The sequence below is a fragment of the Sporosarcina saromensis genome (genome assembly GCF_054901285.1).
Genome location: NZ_CM142738.1, coordinates 3,510,598 through 3,532,449, shown reverse-complemented (window position 1 = coordinate 3,532,449; position 21,852 = coordinate 3,510,598). Strand labels below are relative to the sequence as shown.

At 43.6% G+C, this 21,852-nt stretch carries 17 protein-coding genes and 1 pseudogene; 16 read left to right on the top strand and 2 right to left on the bottom strand.

All coding sequences use genetic code 11. The features are described 5' to 3' along the window. Positions 1-26 precede the first annotated feature (26 nt). Positions 27-2,003, top strand: a complete 1,977-nt coding sequence (locus tag ACVHUV_RS17895; protein ID WP_462086946.1) for a TRAP transporter permease — start codon at positions 27-29, stop codon at positions 2,001-2,003. 249 nt (positions 2,004-2,252) lie between these two features. On the opposite strand, the gene ACVHUV_RS17890 is transcribed toward ACVHUV_RS17895, so the two are convergent. Beyond that, on the bottom strand, positions 2,253-2,417 hold the full coding sequence (locus tag ACVHUV_RS17890; RefSeq protein ID WP_317942403.1) for a sporulation histidine kinase inhibitor Sda: 165 nt from the start codon (positions 2,415-2,417) through the stop codon (positions 2,253-2,255). Positions 2,418-2,665: 248 nt separating this feature from the next. On the opposite strand from ACVHUV_RS17890, the gene ACVHUV_RS17885 reads away from it, so the two are divergent. The 12 genes from ACVHUV_RS17885 to leuD all read left to right on the top strand — a co-directional run bounded on the left by ACVHUV_RS17885 (position 2,666) and on the right by leuD (position 17,163). Continuing rightward, a complete protein-coding gene (locus ACVHUV_RS17885) occupies positions 2,666-2,827 on the top strand; it encodes a hypothetical protein (RefSeq protein WP_462085508.1) in 162 nt (53 codons plus the stop codon). Between the two features lie 186 nt (positions 2,828-3,013). Further along, the gene (locus ACVHUV_RS17880; protein ID WP_462085507.1) at positions 3,014-4,426 is read left to right on the top strand and encodes an FAD-linked oxidase C-terminal domain-containing protein; all 1,413 of its coding nucleotides are present in this window, start codon (positions 3,014-3,016) and stop codon (positions 4,424-4,426) included. Then, positions 4,419-5,732, top strand: coding sequence for a (Fe-S)-binding protein (locus ACVHUV_RS17875; RefSeq protein ID WP_462085506.1), 1,314 nt, complete (start codon positions 4,419-4,421; stop codon positions 5,730-5,732). Before ACVHUV_RS17880 ends, ACVHUV_RS17875 begins: the two co-directional genes overlap by 8 nt. A 225-nt stretch (positions 5,733-5,957) precedes the next feature. Further along, positions 5,958-6,488 carry a DL-endopeptidase inhibitor IseA family protein gene (locus ACVHUV_RS17870; RefSeq protein WP_317942406.1) on the top strand — a complete coding sequence of 177 codons (531 nt, stop codon included), beginning with the start codon at positions 5,958-5,960 and terminating at the stop codon, positions 6,486-6,488. A 376-nt stretch (positions 6,489-6,864) separates the two neighbouring features. Beyond that, on the top strand, positions 6,865-8,532 hold the full coding sequence (gene ilvD, locus ACVHUV_RS17865; protein ID WP_371389091.1) for a dihydroxy-acid dehydratase: 1,668 nt from the start codon (positions 6,865-6,867) through the stop codon (positions 8,530-8,532). Between the two features lie 428 nt (positions 8,533-8,960). Then, complete coding sequence (gene ilvB, locus ACVHUV_RS17860) at positions 8,961-10,682, top strand: acetolactate synthase large subunit (RefSeq protein ID WP_462086945.1); 1,722 nt, start codon at positions 8,961-8,963, stop codon at positions 10,680-10,682. Continuing rightward, the gene (gene ilvN, locus ACVHUV_RS17855; protein WP_317942408.1) at positions 10,679-11,194 is read left to right on the top strand and encodes an acetolactate synthase small subunit; all 516 of its coding nucleotides are present in this window, start codon (positions 10,679-10,681) and stop codon (positions 11,192-11,194) included. The genes ilvB and ilvN overlap by 4 nt, the downstream gene beginning before the upstream one ends. Positions 11,195-11,378: 184 nt before the next feature. Then, positions 11,379-12,413, top strand: coding sequence for a ketol-acid reductoisomerase (gene ilvC, locus ACVHUV_RS17850; protein ID WP_317942409.1), 1,035 nt, complete (start codon positions 11,379-11,381; stop codon positions 12,411-12,413). Beyond that, a complete protein-coding gene (locus tag ACVHUV_RS17845; RefSeq protein ID WP_317942611.1) occupies positions 12,400-13,947 on the top strand; it encodes a 2-isopropylmalate synthase in 1,548 nt (515 codons plus the stop codon). Before ilvC ends, ACVHUV_RS17845 begins: the two co-directional genes overlap by 14 nt. An 87-nt stretch (positions 13,948-14,034) precedes the next feature. Next, a complete protein-coding gene (gene leuB, locus ACVHUV_RS17840) occupies positions 14,035-15,135 on the top strand; it encodes a 3-isopropylmalate dehydrogenase (RefSeq protein WP_462085505.1) in 1,101 nt (366 codons plus the stop codon). Between the two features lie 18 nt (positions 15,136-15,153). Continuing rightward, complete coding sequence (leuC, locus tag ACVHUV_RS17835) at positions 15,154-16,563, top strand: 3-isopropylmalate dehydratase large subunit (protein WP_462085504.1); 1,410 nt, start codon at positions 15,154-15,156, stop codon at positions 16,561-16,563. A 15-nt stretch (positions 16,564-16,578) separates the two neighbouring features. After that, positions 16,579-17,163 (top strand): 3-isopropylmalate dehydratase small subunit, encoded by a 585-nt coding sequence (gene leuD / locus ACVHUV_RS17830; RefSeq protein ID WP_317942412.1) that lies wholly within the window; start codon positions 16,579-16,581, stop codon positions 17,161-17,163. 453 nt (positions 17,164-17,616) lie between these two features. On the opposite strand, the gene ACVHUV_RS17825 is transcribed toward leuD, so the two are convergent. Further along, positions 17,617-18,279 (bottom strand): LytR/AlgR family response regulator transcription factor, encoded by a 663-nt coding sequence (locus ACVHUV_RS17825; protein ID WP_462085503.1) that lies wholly within the window; start codon positions 18,277-18,279, stop codon positions 17,617-17,619. Positions 18,280-18,476: 197 nt separating this feature from the next. Here ACVHUV_RS17825 and aceA point away from each other — a divergent pair. From aceA to ACVHUV_RS17810, 3 genes and pseudogenes are all read left to right on the top strand, one after another. After that, a pseudogene (gene aceA / locus ACVHUV_RS17820) lies at positions 18,477-19,756 on the top strand (isocitrate lyase). Positions 19,757-19,798: 42 nt separating this feature from the next. Then, a complete protein-coding gene (gene aceB / locus ACVHUV_RS17815) occupies positions 19,799-21,391 on the top strand; it encodes a malate synthase A (protein ID WP_462085502.1) in 1,593 nt (530 codons plus the stop codon). A 19-nt stretch (positions 21,392-21,410) separates the two neighbouring features. Then, positions 21,411-21,533: a YhfH family protein gene (locus ACVHUV_RS17810; RefSeq protein WP_317942417.1), complete on the top strand. Its 123-nt coding sequence runs from the start codon at positions 21,411-21,413 to the stop codon at positions 21,531-21,533. The last annotated feature ends 319 nt before the right edge of the window (positions 21,534-21,852 follow it).

Genomic DNA, 21,852 nt, shown 5'->3' with positions numbered 1-21,852 from the left:
AAAATAGGAAAGAGAATCATGCAGAAATGGACGTTTTGACAGAGGAGCAGCAAGCCGCGTTACTCGAGAAGTTTGACACGGAATCCAAGGTACGAAAGTTTTCAGGGAAGAAAGTGGCGTTCTTCGTCTCAGCAATCGCTATTCTCTACTCCCTCTACCATTTGTACATTACATTTTACCCGATGCCTGCACTGCAACAACGTGCTGTTCACGTGGCCATCGGAATATCCCTCATTTTTCTCATCTATCCAACATACAGTCGTCAAGATCGAAGTAAAGTGGCGATTTTTGATTGGTTGCTGTTCATTTTAGGTTTACTGACAGCAGGGTATTTGATTAAGGAATACACAGCAATCGTCACGACACGAGGTGGAATTCCCAATACGATGGATATCGTCATGGCGATTATGACGGTTGTTCTAATACTGGAAGCAGCACGTAGGGTGACAGGGTGGATATTACCGTTACTCGCGCTTGTTTTCCTGTCGTATCCGTTTTTTAGTCATATGAGTTGGGTACCAACTAAAATGGCAACACGTCCATATGATTTAGGCGACATCTTTGGCCAAATGTATTTGAAGACGGAAGGGTTGTACTCGACAGCAATCGGTGCGTCCGTATCGTTCATCTTCTTATTCATCCTCTTCGGTGCTTTTTTGGCAAAGTCAGGGATGGGCCAATTTTTCAATGATTTAGCCCTAGCTTTAGCAGGACACAAACAAGGCGGTCCCGCAAAAGTTGCGGTCATTTCCAGTGGATTTATGGGAAGCATTAACGGTGCAGCCGTTGCGAACGTAGTAGGTACAGGTGCATTCACAATCCCTATGATGAAACGAGTTGGCTATTCGAAAAATTTTGCAGGAGCAGTTGAAGCGAGTGCGTCAGTTGGTGGGCAAATCCTTCCTCCGATTATGGGGGCAAGTGCTTTCATCATGGCAGAAACAACAGGTGTGAAATATGGAACGATTGCTTTAGCGGCGTTAATACCTGCTGTACTCTATTTCCTTGCTGTCATTATGCAAGTCCATTTTCGTGCAGGAAAAGATAATTTAAAAGGAATACCGAAACCGGACTTACCACGCGCCAAGGAAGTGATGAAAGAGCGAGGACATCTTTTATTGCCGATCATTTTTCTCATTTTCCTTTTATATCGCAACGTACCGATCGGACACGCAGCATTTTACACAATTGTTGCCACAGTCGTTGTGGCGATGCTTCGAAAAACGACGAGAATGTCTTTCAAAGACATTTTAGGAGCATTGGATAGCGGGGCACGTCAATCGCTGTCCGTTATGGTAGCGTGTGCGGTCGTTGGTATTATTATCGGTGTGGTCAGCTTAACGAGCTTCGGGAACGTGATGACATCATCCATTGCGAGTCTTGGTGCAGGTTCTTTATTCCTAACGCTGTTCTTTACAATGCTGGCTTCAATGGTGTTAGGGATGGGCCTTCCGTCGATTCCTGCATATATCATTACCGCTACAATGGCTGCGCCAGCATTAGCAGCATTTGATATTCCAATTCTTGTTGCACATATGTTTGTCTTCTATTTCGGTATTTTTGCAAACATTACGCCTCCTGTTGCACTGGCTGCGTTTGCAGGTGCGGGCATCTCAGGAGGAGATCCGATGAAAACCGGATTCACTGCACTGAAACTATCAGCTGCAGGGTTCCTGATTCCGTACATGTTCGTTTATAATCCAGCGATGCTCATGATCGATACATCCGGGGTTGCGATGAATGCTCGTGAATTCCCAGTAGCATCAACAGTGGACATTGTGATGATTACCATCACTGCAATCATCGGCGTAATTGGTTTAAGTGCAGCTATTGAAGGATATTTCAAAACGGCCTATCATCCGATTTGGCGGATTGTGCTTGCTGCAGGTGCACTCATGATGATTATTCCAGAAACCATTACCGACATCGTAGGGGTACTAATTGTCGGCGCAATGTTTGCTCAAAACTATCTGCAAAATAGAAAAGAGCAACAAGCAGTATAGTCTCAGCAATTAGAGACAATTGTATGATTCACTATGCATAATTGCTGCTCAACGTTCAGGCAGCAACAAAAACCGCGTAAAGCCAAGCATCATAGCACTGGGCTTACGCGGTTTATTTTCTATTACGGCAAAGCGATAGTAGTTGGCAATAAAAAAAGACGAAGGTTTGTCTTAGGTCGCCTTCATCTTGATCCAACAATCTATACGCATGTAGTTATCTGACTGACAATGAACCATTGCTTGTCCATTTTACATCGGCGTCTTTTTTTTGTTGTTACAAGAATTTGTACAGCGTGGTTGCAAAGAGCGACGATGGATTTCAGTTTCTAATAGTTGTATGAATTTCGGACAAAGCTTCAAGGCTTTTGCTTTTTGATAGGAATCCATCAATAAATCGTCCGATAATCTTGTCAATTTTACACACCTCCTTTGCATAAGTTCATTCGTCAATGCATACGTTATAAGTTTGTACTTATACATTACCAAATAAAAGGAGGAAGAACAACTGTTCCGTTATCCACAGTTGCACGTGGATAAGTTGTGGTTAACTTGTTTGTAACAGTGGGAATCCAAGTGTTTCAAAGTGGAGTATGTGGACAAAGTTATCCACAGGTTGTGAATGCGCGAAAAATGTCGAAAGATTCTTCTGAAAATAATGAGAGATGATTGATTCAAATGAGAAAATGCTTGTCATTTCATATTTTTTACCAGACAAATCGTTTCGAATGAACGATTCGACAAATCACGACATTGGAATAATTATTTTCAGCATGCTGTCGCTTGGAAATCGACAATTAAGCGTCATTGACGGGCGTATTGCGTAAGTGGTCTATAGAATAGATCCATTTATGGAAAATGGATGTAGCGCAGTCCACGGATACGAAAGAGTACGATTGTAAAGATAGGAATGATAAACATGCATTGTCTAGTTTCTGTTTGTGACATACATAATCTATCGTTATACTAATGGTAATTGTTTGTATTAATAAGAATATTGAGGAGGTTGTTCATTGGAAAAACAAGTGAAGGAACAGTTAATTGCCATAACAGGTTCTGCATATGCAAAGACGTCAACAGCACAGTTACTGGCATATTCCTACGATGCGACTGCTAATTTCCAAGCGTTACCTGACATCGTTTTATCTCCGTCGTCGATTGAAGAGGTGCAACAGATTGTCAGAGTTTGTTCAGCACATCGAATTCCAATTGTTTCACGTGGTTCAGGAACGAACTTGGCGGCAGGCACAACACCGACTTCGGGAGGGGTTGTCATCTTATTTAATCGGATGAATCAAATTTTAGAACTGGATGAAGAGAATTTGACGATAACTGTTCAACCCGGTGTGATTACGCAGGAGATAAATGAAAGAGTAGCTGAACGGGGGTTATTTTATCCGCCAGATCCTAGCTCAATGAGTATTTCCACAATTGGTGGAAATGTAAGTGAGAATTCAGGTGGCTTACGTGGATTAAAATACGGCGTAACACGTGATTATGTAAAATCGTTAACAGTCGTTTTGCCGAGTGGTGAGTTGCTTGAGACGGGTGGAAAACTGGCTAAGGATGTTGCAGGATACGACTTGACGAGCTTATTTGTTGGATCTGAAGGAACACTTGGGATCATTGTGGAAATTACGCTAGGCTTGCTTCCTGCGCCAATAACGAAAAAGACGCTAGTCGTTTTTTATGACAAACTTGAGCGGGCTGCAGAAACGGTTTCATCGATTATTGCGGCAAAAATTGTGCCGGCAACACTTGAGTTCATGGACCAAGGAACAATTACGGCTGTAGAAGAATTCATGCAAATTGGTCTTCCGACAAATTGTGAGGCGATGCTTTTAATTGAACAAGATGGCGATCCGACAGTTGTCGAACGGGATATGGAATTTGTACATACATTATGCATGAAGCAAGGCGCGATATCGACTCAGCTTGCTCAAACGAAAGAAGAGGCAGATCGTTTAAGTGTGGCGAGAAGAGTTGCTTTGTCTGCACTTGCCCGAAAACGTCCTACGACAATATTGGAAGATGCGACCGTTCCCCGTTCTGAAATTGCAAAGATGGTGAAGGCAATTCAAGAAATTGCGGTAAAACATAACTTGCTCATTTGTACGTTTGGACATGCTGGTGACGGAAATTTACATCCGACCATTCTTACAGATACGCGTGATGAAGAGGAAATGGCGCGAGTAGAGATGGCTTTCGCTGACATTTTCGACTATGCGATTTCGTTAGGAGGCACAATTACAGGCGAACACGGAGTAGGGGAGATGAAAGCCCCCTATTTAGAATGGAAAATAGGCAAGGCGGGTATTGCAACGATGAAAGGGATCAAGCAGGCAATTGATCCATTAAACATCATGAATCCAGGAAAGATATTCGCCAAATCAACGAAAAAAAGAGTGGTTGTGCACAATGAATAACAGTAAAGCGAAACAATACAAGCAAGCGTTTGTCACACATGTGGATGAAAATCGGTTAATGGATTGCATGCGTTGCGGTTTTTGTTTACCGGCTTGCCCGACATATATCCATTCGGATTTTGATGAAACACAGTCGCCGCGTGGTCGAATTGCTTTAATGAAAGCGGTACGAGATGGACTTGTGCAATGGGATGGTTCCATTGAGGAGGCTTTTGACTTGTGTTTAGGCTGCCGCGCTTGTGAGCCAGCTTGTCCCGCAGGTGTGCAATATGGAACGTTGATTGAGGAAACGCGAGAGGCGATCTTAGATGTGAAAGCTCAATCAGTGAAAGAGAAAGCCATTAGAAAAGGTGCATTTGATCATCTCTTTGCAGATCAAAGGAAAATGAAAACAGCGGTAAAACTACTAACCTTTTACCAACAGTCAGGTTTGCAGAAAGTCATTCGTAAAGTCGGGTTCATGGAACTGTTCCCACCATTTATGAAAGACATGGAAAAGGCATTGCCTGCGCCTTCTAAATCCGAAGGGATACGATTGTCCAAAAGGATAGGAACGACAAAAGTTGCGTTTTTTACAGGTTGTCTCATGGATACGATGTTCCAAGAAACGAACCGTCATACGATTGAACTACTGCAATATCTTGGCTGTGAAGTTGTCATTCCCAAAGGCCAACAATGTTGTGGAGCGTTGCAAGGGCATAGTGGGGAGATGGAGCGTGCTAAACGCAATGCTGAAAAGAATCTCAGTGCTTTTGACTTGTCTTCAGTCGATTATATTGTAAATAATGCAGGTGGATGCGGTGCGTTTCTGTATGAGTATGACCGATTGGTGACGTCTGATTCTCCCTATTACGAACAAGCGAAAGCGTTTGTGGCGAAGCAAATTGACATTACGACATTGCTCGTCAAACTGGGCATTATTAATGAATTAGAAGGAATTGAAACGTCTACCGAAATTGTTACGTATCAAGATTCTTGTCACTTACGCAATGTAAACGGTGTAAAAGAGGAACCCCGAGCAATCGTTAAAGCGCTAAGTGGTAAGTACTTCATCGAAATGCCTAGCGCACATCTTTGTTGTGGATCAGCTGGTATTTATAATCTTCTTCAACCTGAAATGGCCTCAACAATTTTGAGGTCGAAAATGGAAGAAATCAAGGGGATAAAAGCTACCACCATTGTGACGACAAATCCAGGTTGCTTACTTCAGATGAAAGTAGGTGTTGAGCGAGCGGGACTTTCGAAAACTTCCCGAGCCATGCATATTGTAGACTTTATACATGAGAAGGTATATAACAAAATGTAAACGGTCTACCTAGTTTGTCGGGATGGAATTATAAAAAATCATTTAAATACGCCCTAACAGCATTATCAATAAGCCGCTGCAACGTATCCTGCTTATGGAAATGTGTGATGAGAACCTTAATCCTCCGATAAGGTACATGTTCCTCTGTGAATTTTTATACAAAGTGTATGCGCGCATTGTCCGTCTCATACGCTAATGTATGAGCAAGACAGGGGGGCGATGGTATTGAGGAAGGTCTGTACGGTAGGGGTGGTCATTCTCCTTTTCCTGTTGACTGCCTGTGGAAGTGGAACGAAAAGGGATCCGGTTGCTCTAACACCAAAAGATGCGGTAGAGTTGGCGACTACATGGGCAGAAACGGGTAATACCCTACTCGCTGGCGGTACGTACGAAGAAGGGGAGTACAAAACGTTTACCCATAATGGGATTGAATATCGCTTTTTAGCGGAGCATGTGAATACAAAAAAGAAGTTGAAATCCGAATTACACAAATACGTCACAAAGAAAAAAGCAAAACGTTTTATGAAAGAGAACGGATTTATTAAACACGATGGGATTTTGGCGCAACCTGTTGTTGAAATTAGTTCTGTATTGCAGTGGGAAATCGCTACAGCGAGCGTATTGAAGAGCAAGAAGAAAAAGATGACGTTTGAACTGACGGTGCCGATTGGAGAAACACGTACCGCGGAAACATTTCATGTCACCTACAAGTATGTTAAGAAAGCAGGGTGGCGGATAGACGCGTTCACTGAGTAAATATTCTTGTCCGATTCATGCTTCATTTACCATGTAAAAATTGGTGAATGGAGTTTTTTTCTGTTTTGCAGACTGTTCGAGATTTCTTTATTTTATACCAAATAATTGTTAATTGATGAGTTGAAATTGTTTTTACGTGACCATTGAAAAAAATATTTTTAAATGGTCATATTTTTTATGATATGCAATATATCGCAGATGTAAGCGGATACATTTTTTATTATAATTCGTAATTGAGAAATAATTAAAAATAGACGGTTGACTCCAGTTGCGTTCCGATATATGATAGCAACAATCTATTTTGATATGTGAGTTGATTCTCATATTTCTATTAGTTTTGTGAAAGCTGATAGATGAGCGGACTAGGAGAGATATTATGAGAAGTGACATGATTAAAAAAGGTGTCGATCGAGCACCACATAGAAGTCTACTATATGCGACAGGCATTAAGACGAGAGATTTGGAAAAACCTTTCATCGGTGTGTGCAATTCGTATATTGATATTATTCCAGGTCATAAACATTTGAATAAATTTGCCGAGATTGTAAAAGAAGCAATTTGGGAAGCGGGTGGTGTCCCATTCGAATTCAACACAATTGGTGTCGATGATGGAATTGCAATGGGCCATATCGGAATGCGGTATTCACTTCCGAGCCGTGAATTAATTGCCGATTCTGCTGAAACGGTCATTAACGCTCACTGGTTCGACGGCGTGTTCTACATTCCGAACTGTGACAAAATTACACCCGGAATGCTAATGGCAGCAGTTCGGACGAATGTTCCTTCTGTTTTTGTCTCAGGTGGTCCAATGGAAGCTGGCGTATCAGCTACTGGTGCTCAACTTTCACTGACTTCTGTATTTGAAGGAGTTGGCGCATTTAAATCAGGTAAGATGTCTGCTGAAGAGTTGCTCGACATTGAAAACAATGCTTGCCCAACTTGTGGTTCCTGTTCAGGCATGTTTACAGCAAACTCCATGAACTGTCTCATGGAAATGCTTGGATTGGCTTTACCGGGTAACGGAACAATCGTCGCAACTTCAGACGAACGTCATAAGTTGATTAAAGATGCTGCAAAACATTTAGTACGAATGGTAAAAGAAAATGTGAAACCGCGTGACATTGTCACAAAAGAAGCAATTGATGATGCGTTTGCACTTGATATGGCAATGGGTGGATCGACAAATACGGTCCTTCATACATTAGCGATCGCACATGAAGCAGAAATTGAGTATAGTGTCCAAGATATTAATAAAGTTGCCGAGCGTGTGCCGTATTTAGCGAAAATCATGCCAGCGTCCGATATTTCGATGGATGATATTTTTAAAGCAGGTGGGGTCAGTGCAATTATTAACGAACTGACGAAAATACCAGGTGCGATTCATCCAAACAGATTGACGATTACGGGTAAGACAATCGGTGAAGACGTGCAAGATTATAAGATTACGAACGAGCAAGTCATCCGGACGAAAGACAATCCATATAGTCCTGTTGGAGGGTTATCCGTCTTATTCGGTAATATCGCTCCTGAAGGTGGCGTTATCAAAGTCGGTGCAGTTGACCCGTCGATTAAAGAATTTACAGGCGAAGCGATTGTCTTTGATTCGCAAGAGGCTGCACAAGAGAACATTGATAATGGCACAGTGAAAGAAGGCCATGTCGTCGTTATTCGTTACGAAGGTCCAAAAGGTGGACCGGGTATGCCTGAAATGCTAGCACCGACTTCCGCAATTCAAGGAAGAGGTTTAGGTACGAAGGTAGCACTCATTACGGACGGTCGTTTTTCAGGAGCGTCACGAGGCATTTCGATCGGACATATTTCTCCGGAAGCGGCAGAAGGTGGTCCAATTGCGTTAGTGCAAAATGGAGACATCATTGCAATTGATTTGACGAATCGGACGATTGAACTGCAAGTTTCAGATGAAGAATTGGCAAGTCGTAGAGAAACGCTACAGCCTTTTGAACCGAAGATTAAAAAAGGCTACTTAGCAAGGTATTCAAAACTTGTAACGTCCGCAAGCACTGGCGGCGTCATGAAAATATAACAACTCGATGATGAGGCAAAAGGGAATAGAGTCTTGCATTTACCAGAGAGCCGGTCGTGCTGGAAGCCGGCGATGCAACTATTCGCGATATCACCTCGGAGTGGATGGCTGAACAGGAAACTAAGTAGGCGATTCCGGGCTAGCATAAAAGCCCGTTAGCAAAGAATGGATCGTATCGATCTGTGAAATTAGGCTGTGTCATCTACTGACAGCTACCTTACAGTTTCACGATTGCTATCCATTCATGAGGCGGCGCAAGTCGTAAACAAGGGTGGTACCATGAAAAGCTTTTTCATCCCTTACACAGAGAGTAGGTCTTTTTGTGTGGGGAGAAAAAGCTTTTCTTTTTTTATAGACGGTAGAACAAATCAGTTAGGAGGAGTTTGTAAATGAGTGCGGAAGTTCAAACGAAGCAAGCAGTTGCGGAAATGGCGCCTGAGCCCATGGAAGAGCAACAGAAAAATCAACCGATGGATGGATCTGCAGTCTTGATTCAAGGATTGAAAGATCAAGGTGTCGAAGTCATTTTCGGTTATCCCGGGGGTGCAGTCTTACCAATTTACGATGCATTGTACAAGGATCCGATTCCCCATGTGCTTGCACGTCATGAACAGGGTGCAATTCATGCAGCGGAAGGATATGCGCGCGTCTCTGGCAAACCGGGTGTTGTCATTGCGACATCAGGACCTGGAGCGACAAACCTTGTCACCGGCATTACCGATGCAATGATGGATTCATTGCCGCTCGTCGTATTTACCGGCCAAGTAGCAACGACAGTCATCGGAACGGATGCTTTCCAAGAAGCAGATATTATCGGTATTACAACGCCAATTACAAAACATAACTACCAAGTGCAACATGTGGCGGACTTGCCGAGAATTATTAAAGAGGCATTTCATATTGCTTCGACGGGTAGACGTGGTCCGGTAGTCGTCGATATTCCTAAAAACGTTGCGACTGAAATCTTTGTGACGGAAGAAGAACGTCGCGCAGAAGTGAATTTGCCAGGTTACCAACCGACGACAACTCCTAACTACTTACAAATACAAAAAGCGGTCGAAGCAATTTCGGCAGCGAAGAAACCGTTAATTCTTGCAGGCGCTGGTGTATTGCACGGTCAGGCAATGGAAGAATTGAAAACTTTTGTAGAAACAAATAAGATTCCAGTTACCAATACATTGCTTGGTTTAGGCAGTATTGCAGGCGATCATGAGCTGTTTCTAGGGATGGCAGGTATGCATGGAACTTACACAGCCAATATGGCGATTAGTGAATGTGACGTACTCGTCAATATTGGGGCGCGATTTGATGATCGGTTGACAGGAAACTTGAATCACTTCGCTTTGAACGCAAAAGTCATCCATATTGACATCGATCCTGCAGAAATCGGCAAAAACGTACCGACAGCGATTCCAATCGTGGCGGACGCAAAAGAAGCATTGCAAGCATTGCTTCAACAAGACATGAAAGCACCTGATACAGCTGACTGGCTTGCACACTTGGCTGCATTAACCGAAGAAGCACCATTGTGGTACAACGAAGATGAGCATGAAATCTTGCCACAAGAAGCCATTCAAATGGTGCACCGAATTACGGAAGGAAATGCTATTGTTACGACGGACGTCGGGCAACATCAAATGTGGGCAGCCCAATATTACAAGTTGAACAATCCAGATCATTGGGTCACTTCTGGCGGACTTGGGACAATGGGATTCGGTTTCCCAGCGGCGATTGGGGCACAACTCGCAAAGCCGGATAAAAGAGTTATTGCAATCGTCGGAGATGGTGGTTTCCAAATGACCGCTCAAGAACTTTCTTTACTGCAAGAAATGAGAATTCCGGTGAAAATCGTCATTCTAAACAACGGTGCACTTGGAATGGTTCGTCAATGGCAACAAACATTTTACGACGAACGGTATTCTCAATCATTGATTCCTGTACAACCGGATTTTGTTAAACTAGCAGGCGCATACGACATTAAAGGGTACCGCATTACGAAAAAAGACAATGCAGAAGAATTATTCCGTGAAGCGTTGTTATCAGATGAACCTGTCCTCATTGATTGCAGAGTGAAGATGATGGAAAACGTCTATCCGATGATTGCACCAGGTAAAGGCATTCATGAAATGATCGGGGTGAAAAATGTATGAAGAGAGTTATTTCCGTAACGGTCATTAACCAAAGTGGTGTATTGAACCGCGTGACAGGCTTATTAATGAAACGCCAGTTCAATATTGAAAACATTACGGTCGGCCATACCGAGCAAGCGGGCATGTCGAAAATGACGTTTATCGTCCATGTGGAAGATGAGCGGAAAATCGAACAGTTGGTGAAACAGCTGCAGAAACAAATCGATGTCATAAAAGTGAATGACATTACCGATAAAGCGATTGTTATGCGGGAATTGGCGCTTGTGAAAGTCGTTTCACCTCCTCATGCACGTGCAGAAATTAATAGCATCGTAGAGCCATTCCGTGCAACCATTATTGACTCAGGAAAAAATGTCGTAACGTATCAAGTGACGGGAACACCTGAAAAAATCGAGGCATTCATCGATCTCGTCAAACCTTACGGCATTAAAGAATTGGCAAGAACCGGGGCGACAGCATTCACAAGAGAAAACCAAAAAGCCCCATCACCACAACTTTCTATTTTGAAATAGGCATTGTGAACGGATCATAACTAGTCAGTAGCAGAACTAATCAAGTGAGAAGGTCACTAGCTTAAACTAATATGTCAGAATTGATAATAAACATGCGGCCTTCTGTTCTACGTGAAGAGTAGTCAGATTCATAACGAGCCTTTCTATAAAAAAACTAAACCCAAAACCCAAGGAGGAACTACCAATGGCTAAAATGTATTATAACCAAGATATCAACGAAGGACTTTTACAAGGAAAGACGATTGCAGTTGTAGGCTACGGTTCACAAGGTCATGCGCACGCGCAGAACTTGAAAGATTCAGGATTTAATGTCGTAGTTGGTGTACGCCCAGGTAAATCGTTCGACCAAGCAAAAGAAGACGGACTTGAAGTGAAAACAGTTGCTGAAGCGGCTGAACAAGCGGATATCATTATGATTCTTCTTCCGGATGAAAGACAGAAGAAAGTATATGACGAAGAAATCAAACCGGCATTAACAGCAGGAAAATCACTCGTATTCGCACATGGTTTCAATGTACACTTCGGTCAAATCGTTCCTCCGGCAGATGTGGATGTATTCCTCGTTGCACCTAAAGGGCCAGGACACCTTGTACGTAGAACATACGAAGCAGGTGCAGGTGTACCAGCATTGTTTGCGGTCTATCAAGACGTATCGGGCCAAGCGAAAGATGTAGCACTTGCATATGCGAAAGGAATCGGTTCAGCACGTGCAGGCGTTCTTGAAACATCTTTCAAAGAAGAGACAGAAACGGATCTATTCGGAGAGCAAGCAGTACTTTGTGGTGGATTAACTTCACTTGTAAAAGCAGGTTTCGAAACATTAGTAGAAGCGGGCTATCAACCAGAATTAGCGTATTTTGAAACAATGCATGAATTGAAATTGATCGTCGATTTGATGTATGAAGGCGGTATGTCAGGTATGCGTTATTCTATCTCTGACACTGCTGAGTGGGGTGATTTCGTTTCAGGTCCACGCGTTGTCGATGCAGATACGAAAGCACGCATGAAAGACATCCTGACAGATATCCAAGAAGGGAAGTTCGCGAAAGGGTGGATCGACGAAAACGAAAACGGTCGCCCTAACTTCAACGCCTATGAAGAATCAGAAGCGAAGCACCAAATTGAAGTGGTCGGTGAAAAACTTCGTGCAATGATGCCTTTCGTAAACGATGGTAAGAAAACAAAACAGGAAGAAGTGGTGGGTAGTGCGCAAAATTGACATCTTTGATACAACCCTTCGAGACGGTGAACAATCCGCTGGCATTAACTTAAATACAGCAGAAAAGATGGAAATTGCCCGCCAACTTGAACGTTTTGGTGCTACGGTGATTGAAGCAGGATTCCCTGCTTCTTCACCTGGTGATTTCGAAGCAGTACAAAGAATCGCAAATACCGTGAAAAACTCAACAGTGACAGGGCTTGCAAGAGCGATGAAAAGTGACATCGATACTTCTTGGGAAGCGTTAAAAGGCGGTCAACAGCCACATCTCCACGTATTTTTAGCGACTTCGCCAATCCATATGGAATACAAACTCAAAAAGACACCCGATCAAGTCGTTGATATCGCAGTGGAAGCAGTAAAATATGCAAAAAAATTCTTTCCGCTTGTTCAATGGTCTGCAGAAGATGCATTTCGATCCGATCCAGCTTTCTTAGTTCGTATTATTAATCAAGTGATCCAAGCTGGCGCTACGACAATTAATATTCCTGATACCGTCGGTTATGCAACTCCGCAGGAATACGGTGCGTTATTTAAATTCTTGAAAGAGAATGTGACAGGCATTGATCGAGTAAAACTGTCTGCCCATTGTCATAACGACTTAGGGATGGCCGTTGCGAATTCCATAGCGGCAATCGAAAACGGAGCCGATCAAGTTGAAGGGACGATTAATGGAATTGGTGAGCGTGCTGGTAATGCAGCGCTTGAGGAAATTGCTGTTGCACTCCATATTCGAAAAGATTTCTATGGACTAGAAACAGGCATTAATCTTCAGGAAATCAAGCGCACAAGCCAGTTGGTAAGTCAGCTTACAGGTGTCGTCATTCAACCGAACAAAGCGGTTGTCGGGAAAAATGCATTTGCCCATGAATCAGGAATTCATCAAGATGGTATGTTGAAAAATCGTGAAACGTATGAAATCATTACACCGGAGTTGATCGGTGAAACGACAGCACCGCTTGCACTTGGCAAGCATTCAGGCCGTCATGCATTTAAAGATCGTGCAATTACAATGGGCTTTGATTTGACTGAAAATCAATTGAACGAAGCATTCAGTGCGTTCAAGAAACTTGCTGATCGTAAAAAAGAAATTACGGAAGATGACTTGTTCGTTCTCTTCACCGGTAAGCAAATTGAAAACGCGAATGCGGACATTTATGAATTGACGAATGTGCAAGTCCAATATGGAACGTCAAATGTACCGACTGCCACAGTTTCTGCGAATGTACCAACAGGTGAGAATGTCGTTATTGCAACAACTGGCGCCGGTTCAGTAGAGGCGATATTCAATGCATTGGAGCTACTTGTCAAAGGGCAAGTGAACATTATGGATTACCGTGTCACGTCAATCGGTAAAGGTCGAGACGCACTTGGGGAAGCAGTCGTCAACTTACGTTTTAACGGAGAGACTTATACAGGAAGAGATATTTCACAAGATGTACTTGAAGCATCTGCAAAAGCTTATTTGAACGCGATTAATCGAAAGTTAGTGAAGGACTCAGTGAAAGTGGCTGAGCCGGTCAGTCAGGTGTAAAATACAAAGATTTTTAAGTAGTTAAGACTGAAAATTGTGATTTTTGTAATGGGAAGGCTGTACACATTTAAAAGGAGGAGAAGAACAATGGAAAAAAGAGTAGCTGTATTACAAGGCGATGGTATCGGACCGGAAGTGACTGAGGCGGCTGTCAGAGTTCTCGAAGTTGTGGCAAGACGATTTAATCATAATTTCCATTTCAATTACGGTTCAATTGGCGGAGCAGCGATTGATGAATTCAATCATCCGCTTCCTGAGGAAACAATCGCTCTCTGTGAATCGAGTGATGCAATACTCTTAGGGGCAGTCGGTGGACCTAAGTGGGATCAAAACCCTTCTGAGCTGAGACCAGAAAAAGGACTTTTAGCCATCAGAAAGCATTTTGACCTATTTGCCAACTTGCGTCCTGTGAAAGCTGTCCCCTCCTTGCTTCATGCTTCTCCTTTAAAGGAAGAAGTCGTTCAAGCAGTCGATATGATGATTGTGCGAGAACTAACAGGCGGCCTCTATTTCGGTGAACCGAGTCGCAAAACGGATAAGGCAGCAGTGGACACACTTGTTTATACACGCGAGGAAATTGAACGTATTGTAGAAAAAGCTTTTGAACTTGCTCGCTTACGCAGAGGGAAAGTGACTTCAGTTGATAAAGCAAACGTACTTGAATCGAGCAAGCTTTGGCGAGAGATTGTCGATGAAAAGCGGAAGAGCTATCCAGATATTGAAGTGGAACATCAACTTGTCGATTCAGCTGCCATGAAGCTTATTACAAATCCTGGAGCGTTCGATGTCATCGTGACGGAAAATATGTTCGGCGACATTTTAAGTGATGAAGCGTCTGTTATTACGGGTTCGCTCGGTTTATTGCCATCAGCGAGTGTGCGATCAGATGGGTTCGGGTTATATGAACCGGTACACGGCTCAGCACCTGATGTTGCAGGTAAAGGCATTGCCAATCCAGCGGCGACCATCTTATCTGCAGCGATGATGTTACGCTATTCGTTCGGGCTAGAAACAGAAGCCGCAACAATCGAAAAAGCGATTGATACCGTTTTTGAGGACGGACATTACACAGCAGATTTGTCCGGTGGCAGCGATCGGGTTCTATCTACAAAAGAGTGGACGGATAAAGTAATTGAAGAATTGGATCTACAATCTGTTTCAAATAGCATTATGTTTTCTTACGTGTAAATGGAAGGAGAAGCGCAAATGGCAAAGACGATTATTGAGAAGGTTTGGGACCGACATATTGTATATGAAGAACAGGGGAAACCGGATCTGTTATATATCGACCTTCATTTATTGCATGAAGTAACCTCTCCACAGGCATTCGAAGGATTACGACTGGCAGGTCGGAAAGTGAGGCGGCCGGATCTTTGTTTCGCGACGATGGATCATAACGTGCCGACAAAGAACTTACCGATCATCCAAGATCCGATTGCTAAAAAGCAAATCACGACGTTGGAGCGGAACTGTCAGGAGTTCGGTATTGAGCTGGCGGATATGGAACATCCGGACCAAGGAATTGTACACATTATCGGTCCTGAGCTTGGATTGACACAACCCGGCAAAACGATTGTGTGCGGTGATAGCCACACATCTACACACGGTGCTTTCGGTGCAATCGCATTCGGTATTGGTACGAGTGAAGTTGAGCATGTCTTGTCAACGCAAACATTATGGCAATCAAAACCGAAGACGATGGAAATTCGCATCAACGGTAAACTTGGATTTGGAGTAACTGCGAAAGATGTCATCTTAGCAATCATTGCGAAATTCGGTATCGATGTTGGAACAGGCCATATCGTGGAATTTACAGGGGAAGCAATTCGTTCGATGACGATGGAAGAACGGATGACGATTTGCAACATGTCCATTGAAGCTGGAGCGAAAGCGGGGTTGATTAGCCCGGATCAAACGACAGTGGACTACTTGAGAGATCGACGGTACGTTCCTAAAGGAGCTGCTTTTGAGGAAGCGGCTGCAGGATGGCTTGCATTGGCGACAGATGAAGGGGCGGTTTACGACACGACGCTGGAAATAGATGCAGCGGCTATCGAACCGTTCGTCACATGGGGAACGAATCCGTCAATGGGATCAGGCATTAGCGCAAATGTACCTTCAGCAGATGATTTTGTGAATGAATCTGACAAAGAAGCTTTGAAGAAAGCACTTGCCTATATGGGGCTTTCTGAAGGGACACCACTTACACAAATTGACATTCAACATGTATTCATCGGTTCTTGTACAAATGCACGGCTAAGCGATTTACGGAATGCCGCCGAAGTAATTGCCGGACAAAAAGTGCATCCTTCCGTGACAGCAATTGTCGTACCTGGCTCCCGCACCGTCAAAAAGCAAGCGGAAGAAGAAGGATTGGATAAAATCTTTACGGAAGCTGGTTTTGAATGGCGGGAATCTGGCTGTAGTATGTGCTTAGCGATGAATGATGATGTAGTTCCAGCAGGAGAAAGATGTGCATCGACATCCAACCGGAACTTTGAAGGACGCCAAGGCGCAGGATCTCGCACGCACTTAATGAGTCCAGCTATGGCTGCAGCTGCAGCCATCAAAGGACGATTCGTAGATGTCCGTGAGATGAAACTTGCCCATGCATGACGAAAGGATGATTGTATGAAACCGATTAATGAAGTGCGCAGTGTACTGACTCCGCTAGATCATAAAAATGTCGACACGGACCAAATTATTTCGAAAGAGTTTCTAAAACGGATTGAGCGTACTGGCTTCGGAAAATACCTTTTCTATCATTGGCGATACAATGCAGACGGTTCGGTGAATGAAAAGTTCGTATTGAACGATGAACGCTTTAAAGACTCGACAATTCTCGTTGCCCACGATAACTTCGGTTGTGGATCTTCAAGAGAACACGCTCCATGGGCCATCCTGGACTACGGTTTCCAAGTCGTCATCGCACCATCATTTGCAGACATCTTCCACAACAACTGCTTTAAGAACGGTATCTTACCTATCCGCCTGTCGGTAGGAGAAGTTGAAGAACTGCTCGCAAAAGGGAAAGCTGCCCCTTATGCACTAGAAGTAAACTTGGAACAACAAACCGTACGCGGTGAAGATGGCAAGACGTACAGTTTTACAATTGACCCGTATTACAAGCAAATGCTCTTAAACGGTTGGGACGAAATTTCCTTAACATTTCAGTATGAAGAGCACATTGCTGCATATGAGCAGCAGCATGCGTAATCGATTAAATGGAATGAAAACTGCCCGGAAAGTGAGTGAGAACTTACTTTCCGGGTAGTTTTTTTTATTTGGGAACTGGATGAGAGGGATTTTTGTTGTTATGCGTGACGGTTATGCGCCGATAGTATTGCGATGCGAGGGGGTAGTGTTGTGATACGAGGCGTTTATGTTGTGATACGGCGCGAATATTGCGATGCGAGGGTTGAGTGTTGTGATACGGGCAGTTTACGTTGCGATGCGGGGCGCTTATGTTGTGATACGCCAAGATAAACAAGCCCCTGTACAATCTGTATTGCTTCGGAGCAATGCAGATAGTACAGAGACTATTTCTTGAGGACTTTACCCGATATGGAACGAAAACGGTGTAACGATCGCTCATCTTTTCATGCACATTTGTAGGGACTTTATTACACTCCAACTGTTCATACATACAATAGGTTCCTATTACTATCTTTAAAACCCCAACACACACCGCACTTCATTTACATATTTTTGACTGATTGGTAGCTCAGTACCATCCGTGATGATCACTTGTAAGTTCGAAGAGAAGTCTCTTGAAATACGTTCGATGCATGCGGTATTTACGATATAGGATCGGTGTATTCTCAAAAAAGAAGGCGGTAGTTTCTTTTCTAATTCTTTTAATGTGTTTGCAATGCTGTATTGTCCGTCTTCGGTGTAGAAGAAGGTTTTCTTTTGGAAGCTTTCGAGATGGGTGATTCGATCAGTTTGAATGGGAAACCACTCATTATCTGCTTTGCCCGTTAAGAGACGGACAGGTTGTGTATTCGATAGTTCACTGGTTTGCGTAAGGTAGACGACAAGAGCGCCTTGCATGCCATCCAGTTCAATTGGATAGCCATTGCCGTACTTTGGTTCGTTATAGGATGAATGATCTAAGAAGTTTTCCACTTTCCGTCGTTCTTGCAGGACGAGTTGGGCGATGCTGCCTGTTGCAACCTGTTTTCCTTTTAAATTCTCCTCTTTTCCATTGTGATACAAGTAGTGTCCCTCACAAGCAATCGCAAACGTTGCGTCTTTCGGAATCCAATCTTCTAGTAAACTTCTATACTGTTGCACAAACTCCCATGTTCGCTCTGTATTTCCTAACGTCATTGATCGTTCCCCCCAGCTAAGTTATCGAGCGTATTCTTCATTCATCCGTAAAAAAGCACCTTTTGTCGGAAAGCACTGACAGTTTAGAATTTCTGTTATATATTAATGTATAACAAGTTTAGCTGTTATGGAACAGTAAGAAAGTAACATTTACTGGAGAGCTAAACAAAATTTATTGGAAGGTGTGGATTGTATTGATGAATCGTCAAGAACAAGTGGAGCAATTGGAGCGCGCGTGGGGGACTGCGGAACGTTGGAAGGGAATTGAGCGGACGTATTCGGCAGAGGAAGTTGTTAAGCTTAGGGATCTGTGCAAATTCAACATACATTAGCGCAAAGAGGTGCCGAACGTCTTTGGCGATCGCTCCATGAAATGGACTTTGTTAATGCACTAGGGGCACTCACTGGTAATCAAGCCGTACAACAAGTGAAAGCTGGACTGCAAGCAATTTACCTAAGTGGTTGGCAAGTGGCGGCAGATGCCAATATGGCAGGGCACATGTATCCTGACCAAAGCCTTTACCCGGTAAACAGTGTACCGAATGTCGTCAAACGGATTAACCAAGCACTACAGCGGGCGGACCAAATCGATCACGCCGAAGGAAGAACTGATGGTTTTGATTGGTTCGCACCGATTGTGGCGGATGCTGAAGCAGGTTTTGGTGGACCGCTGAATGTTTTTGAATTAATGAAAGCGATGATTGAAGCAGGGGCGGCAGGTGTTCATTTTGAAGATCAATTAGCTTCTGAGAAAAAATGTGGTCACCTTGGCGGGAAGGTTTTATTGCCAACACAAAATGCTGTCAGGAATTTAATCTCTGCTCGGTTGGCAGCTGATGTGCTAGGTGTGGACACGATTATCATTGTGAGAACAGATGCAGATGCAGCGGATTTAATAACGAGTGATATCGATGAGCGGGATCATGCGTTCATTACAGGAGAGCGGACGCCTGAAGGGTTTTATCGTACGCGGGCCGGTATCGATCAAGCGATTGCTAGGGGGCTTGCTTATGCACCTTATGCAGATCTTGTTTGGTGTGAAACGTCAACGCCGAACTTGGATGAAGCAAAACGATTTGCTGACGCGATTCATGAAAAATTCCCTGGAAAGATGCTGGCGTATAATTGTTCGCCTTCCTTCAACTGGAAAGCAAATTTGGATGATGAGACGATTGCGAAATACCAACGGGAACTCGGGAAGATGGGGTACAAATTCCAGTTCGTCACGTTAGCGGGCTTCCATTCGTTGAACCATAGCATGTTTGAGTTGGCACACGGTTACAAAGACCACGGAATGGCAGCGTATTCGAAGTTGCAGCAAGCGGAATTTGCGAATGAATCCAAGGGGTATACGGCGACACGCCACCAGCGGGAAGTAGGTACAGGGTATTTTGATGAAGTGGCACAAGTCATTTCTGGCGGAACGTCCTCTACTACAGCGATGAAAGGATCAACGGAAGAAGCACAATTCGTTTGAGGCATACAGTTTTAAAATAAAGAGAGGGTGGTTTTTCTGACCATGCAACAAGCACGTTTCAATATGGATATTGTCGGTGAAATGACGGCTGGAACCGAAGAGTTGTTAACACCAGAAGCATTGGAATTCCTCTATAGTTTGCATGAGAATTTTAATGAACAGCGAAAGAAATTGCTGGAAATTCGGAAACAACGGCAAGTGCAATTCAATGCAGGAGAAACACCTCGGTTTTTGGAAGAGACCCGATCCATTCGGGAGGGGGATTGGACAGTGGCGCCAATTCCTCCTGATTTACAGGACCGTCGAGTTGAAATTACAGGCCCGGTAGACCGGAAAATGATCATCAATGCGCTAAACTGTGGTGCAAAAGCATTTATGGCGGATTTTGAAGATGCGACTTCTCCGACATGGTCGAATCTAATTGAAGGGCAAATCAATTTGAAGGATGCAGTGCGCAAAACCATTGAATACGAGCATCCTGTAACGGGAAAGAAGTATCGCTTGAATGAAGAGACGGCTGTTTTAATTGTCCGCACACGGGGGTTGCATTTGGATGAGAAGCACATTGTCATAAATGGCGAACCGATGGCAGGAGCATTTTTCGATTTCGGATTGTATTTTTTCCATAATGCGCAAGCGTTGATTGCCCGCGATACAGGACCGTATTTTTACTTGCCAAAGCTGGAAAGTCATTTGGAAGCAAGACTGTGGAATGATGTTTTCAAGTTTTCACAAGAACGACTCGGGATTCCATATGGAACGATTCGTGCAACGATGCTTATTGAAACAATTACGGCTGCGTTTGAGATGGATGAAATTTTATACGAATTGCGTGATCATGCAGCAGGTTTGAACTGTGGTCGCTGGGATTACATTTTTAGTTTCATTAAACGGCTACGCGAACACCCGGAAGTCATTTTACCGGATCGAGCACAAGTGACGATGGCATCCCCTTTCATGCGTGCATATACGCAACTTTGCATTCAAACGTGTCATAGACGAAATGCATTTGCAATGGGAGGAATGGCTGCACAAATTCCAATCCGTGATGATCAGGCTGCAAATGAACGGGCATTTCAGAAAGTGGCCGAAGATAAACGGAGAGAAGTGACCGATGGACATGATGGCACGTGGGTAGCACATCCTGGCCTTGTAGCGGTCGCCATGGATGCGTTTACTAACGAGATGAAAACATCGAATCAGCTCCATCGAAAACGGGAAGACGTCCAAGTAACTGTGGCAGACTTGCTGGAAGTTCCAACAGGGACGATTACAGAAGAAGGTTTGCGAATGAATTGCAGTGTCGGTGTTCAATATATCGCATCTTGGCTAAGTGGAAATGGTGCCGCACCGATTAATCATTTAATGGAAGATGCTGCGACAGCGGAAATTTCAAGGTCACAAGTGTGGCAATGGATCCGCCATCCGAAAGGACAATTAGAAGACGGACGTGACATTACGATAGAGCTGTTTAAGGAAGTTTTTGAAGAAGAGATGGAGCAATTGAAAGCGCGAGTTGGCGAAAGTACGTATCGACTCGGTCGTTTTCAAGAAGCGGCAGAGCTATTTGTTCAATTAACAGTACAAGAGGAATTTGAAGAATTTTTAACAATCCCTGGTTATTTAAAAATCTAAAAGAGTGGAGGAGATTCAAATGAGGAAAGTCGAAGAGCCAAAGACGATGAAAATTTGCCGGGAATGTGGATGTGAAATCGTGGAGCAGGTTGAGTCACTCCTATATGAATGTGAACGTTGCATTGGCAAACATAAAGAGTAGATGTGCTTTTCTAGTAAGTACGAAATTGGACAGCGTGTGATAGACAGTTTGGCTGTCTGTTGCACGCTGATTCATTTATGGAGTAGGTTTGAAAATGACGTGTGGAAGAAAAGTCAGTTGCACAGGTTGTTATCCGTGGAGCATTTAAGATTTTTGTTTGTAAGGATTTTACTGAGTGAATGCTTTTATTACAAAGAACCGCTATTTTGTAAGTGACGAATGATAGGCTCGACATTCATTGGACAAAAAGAGGGTTTTCAAGACGTCAAGTCGAATCCTATAAAGTGACTAACAATTATGAAACATAGGGGGATGTCAG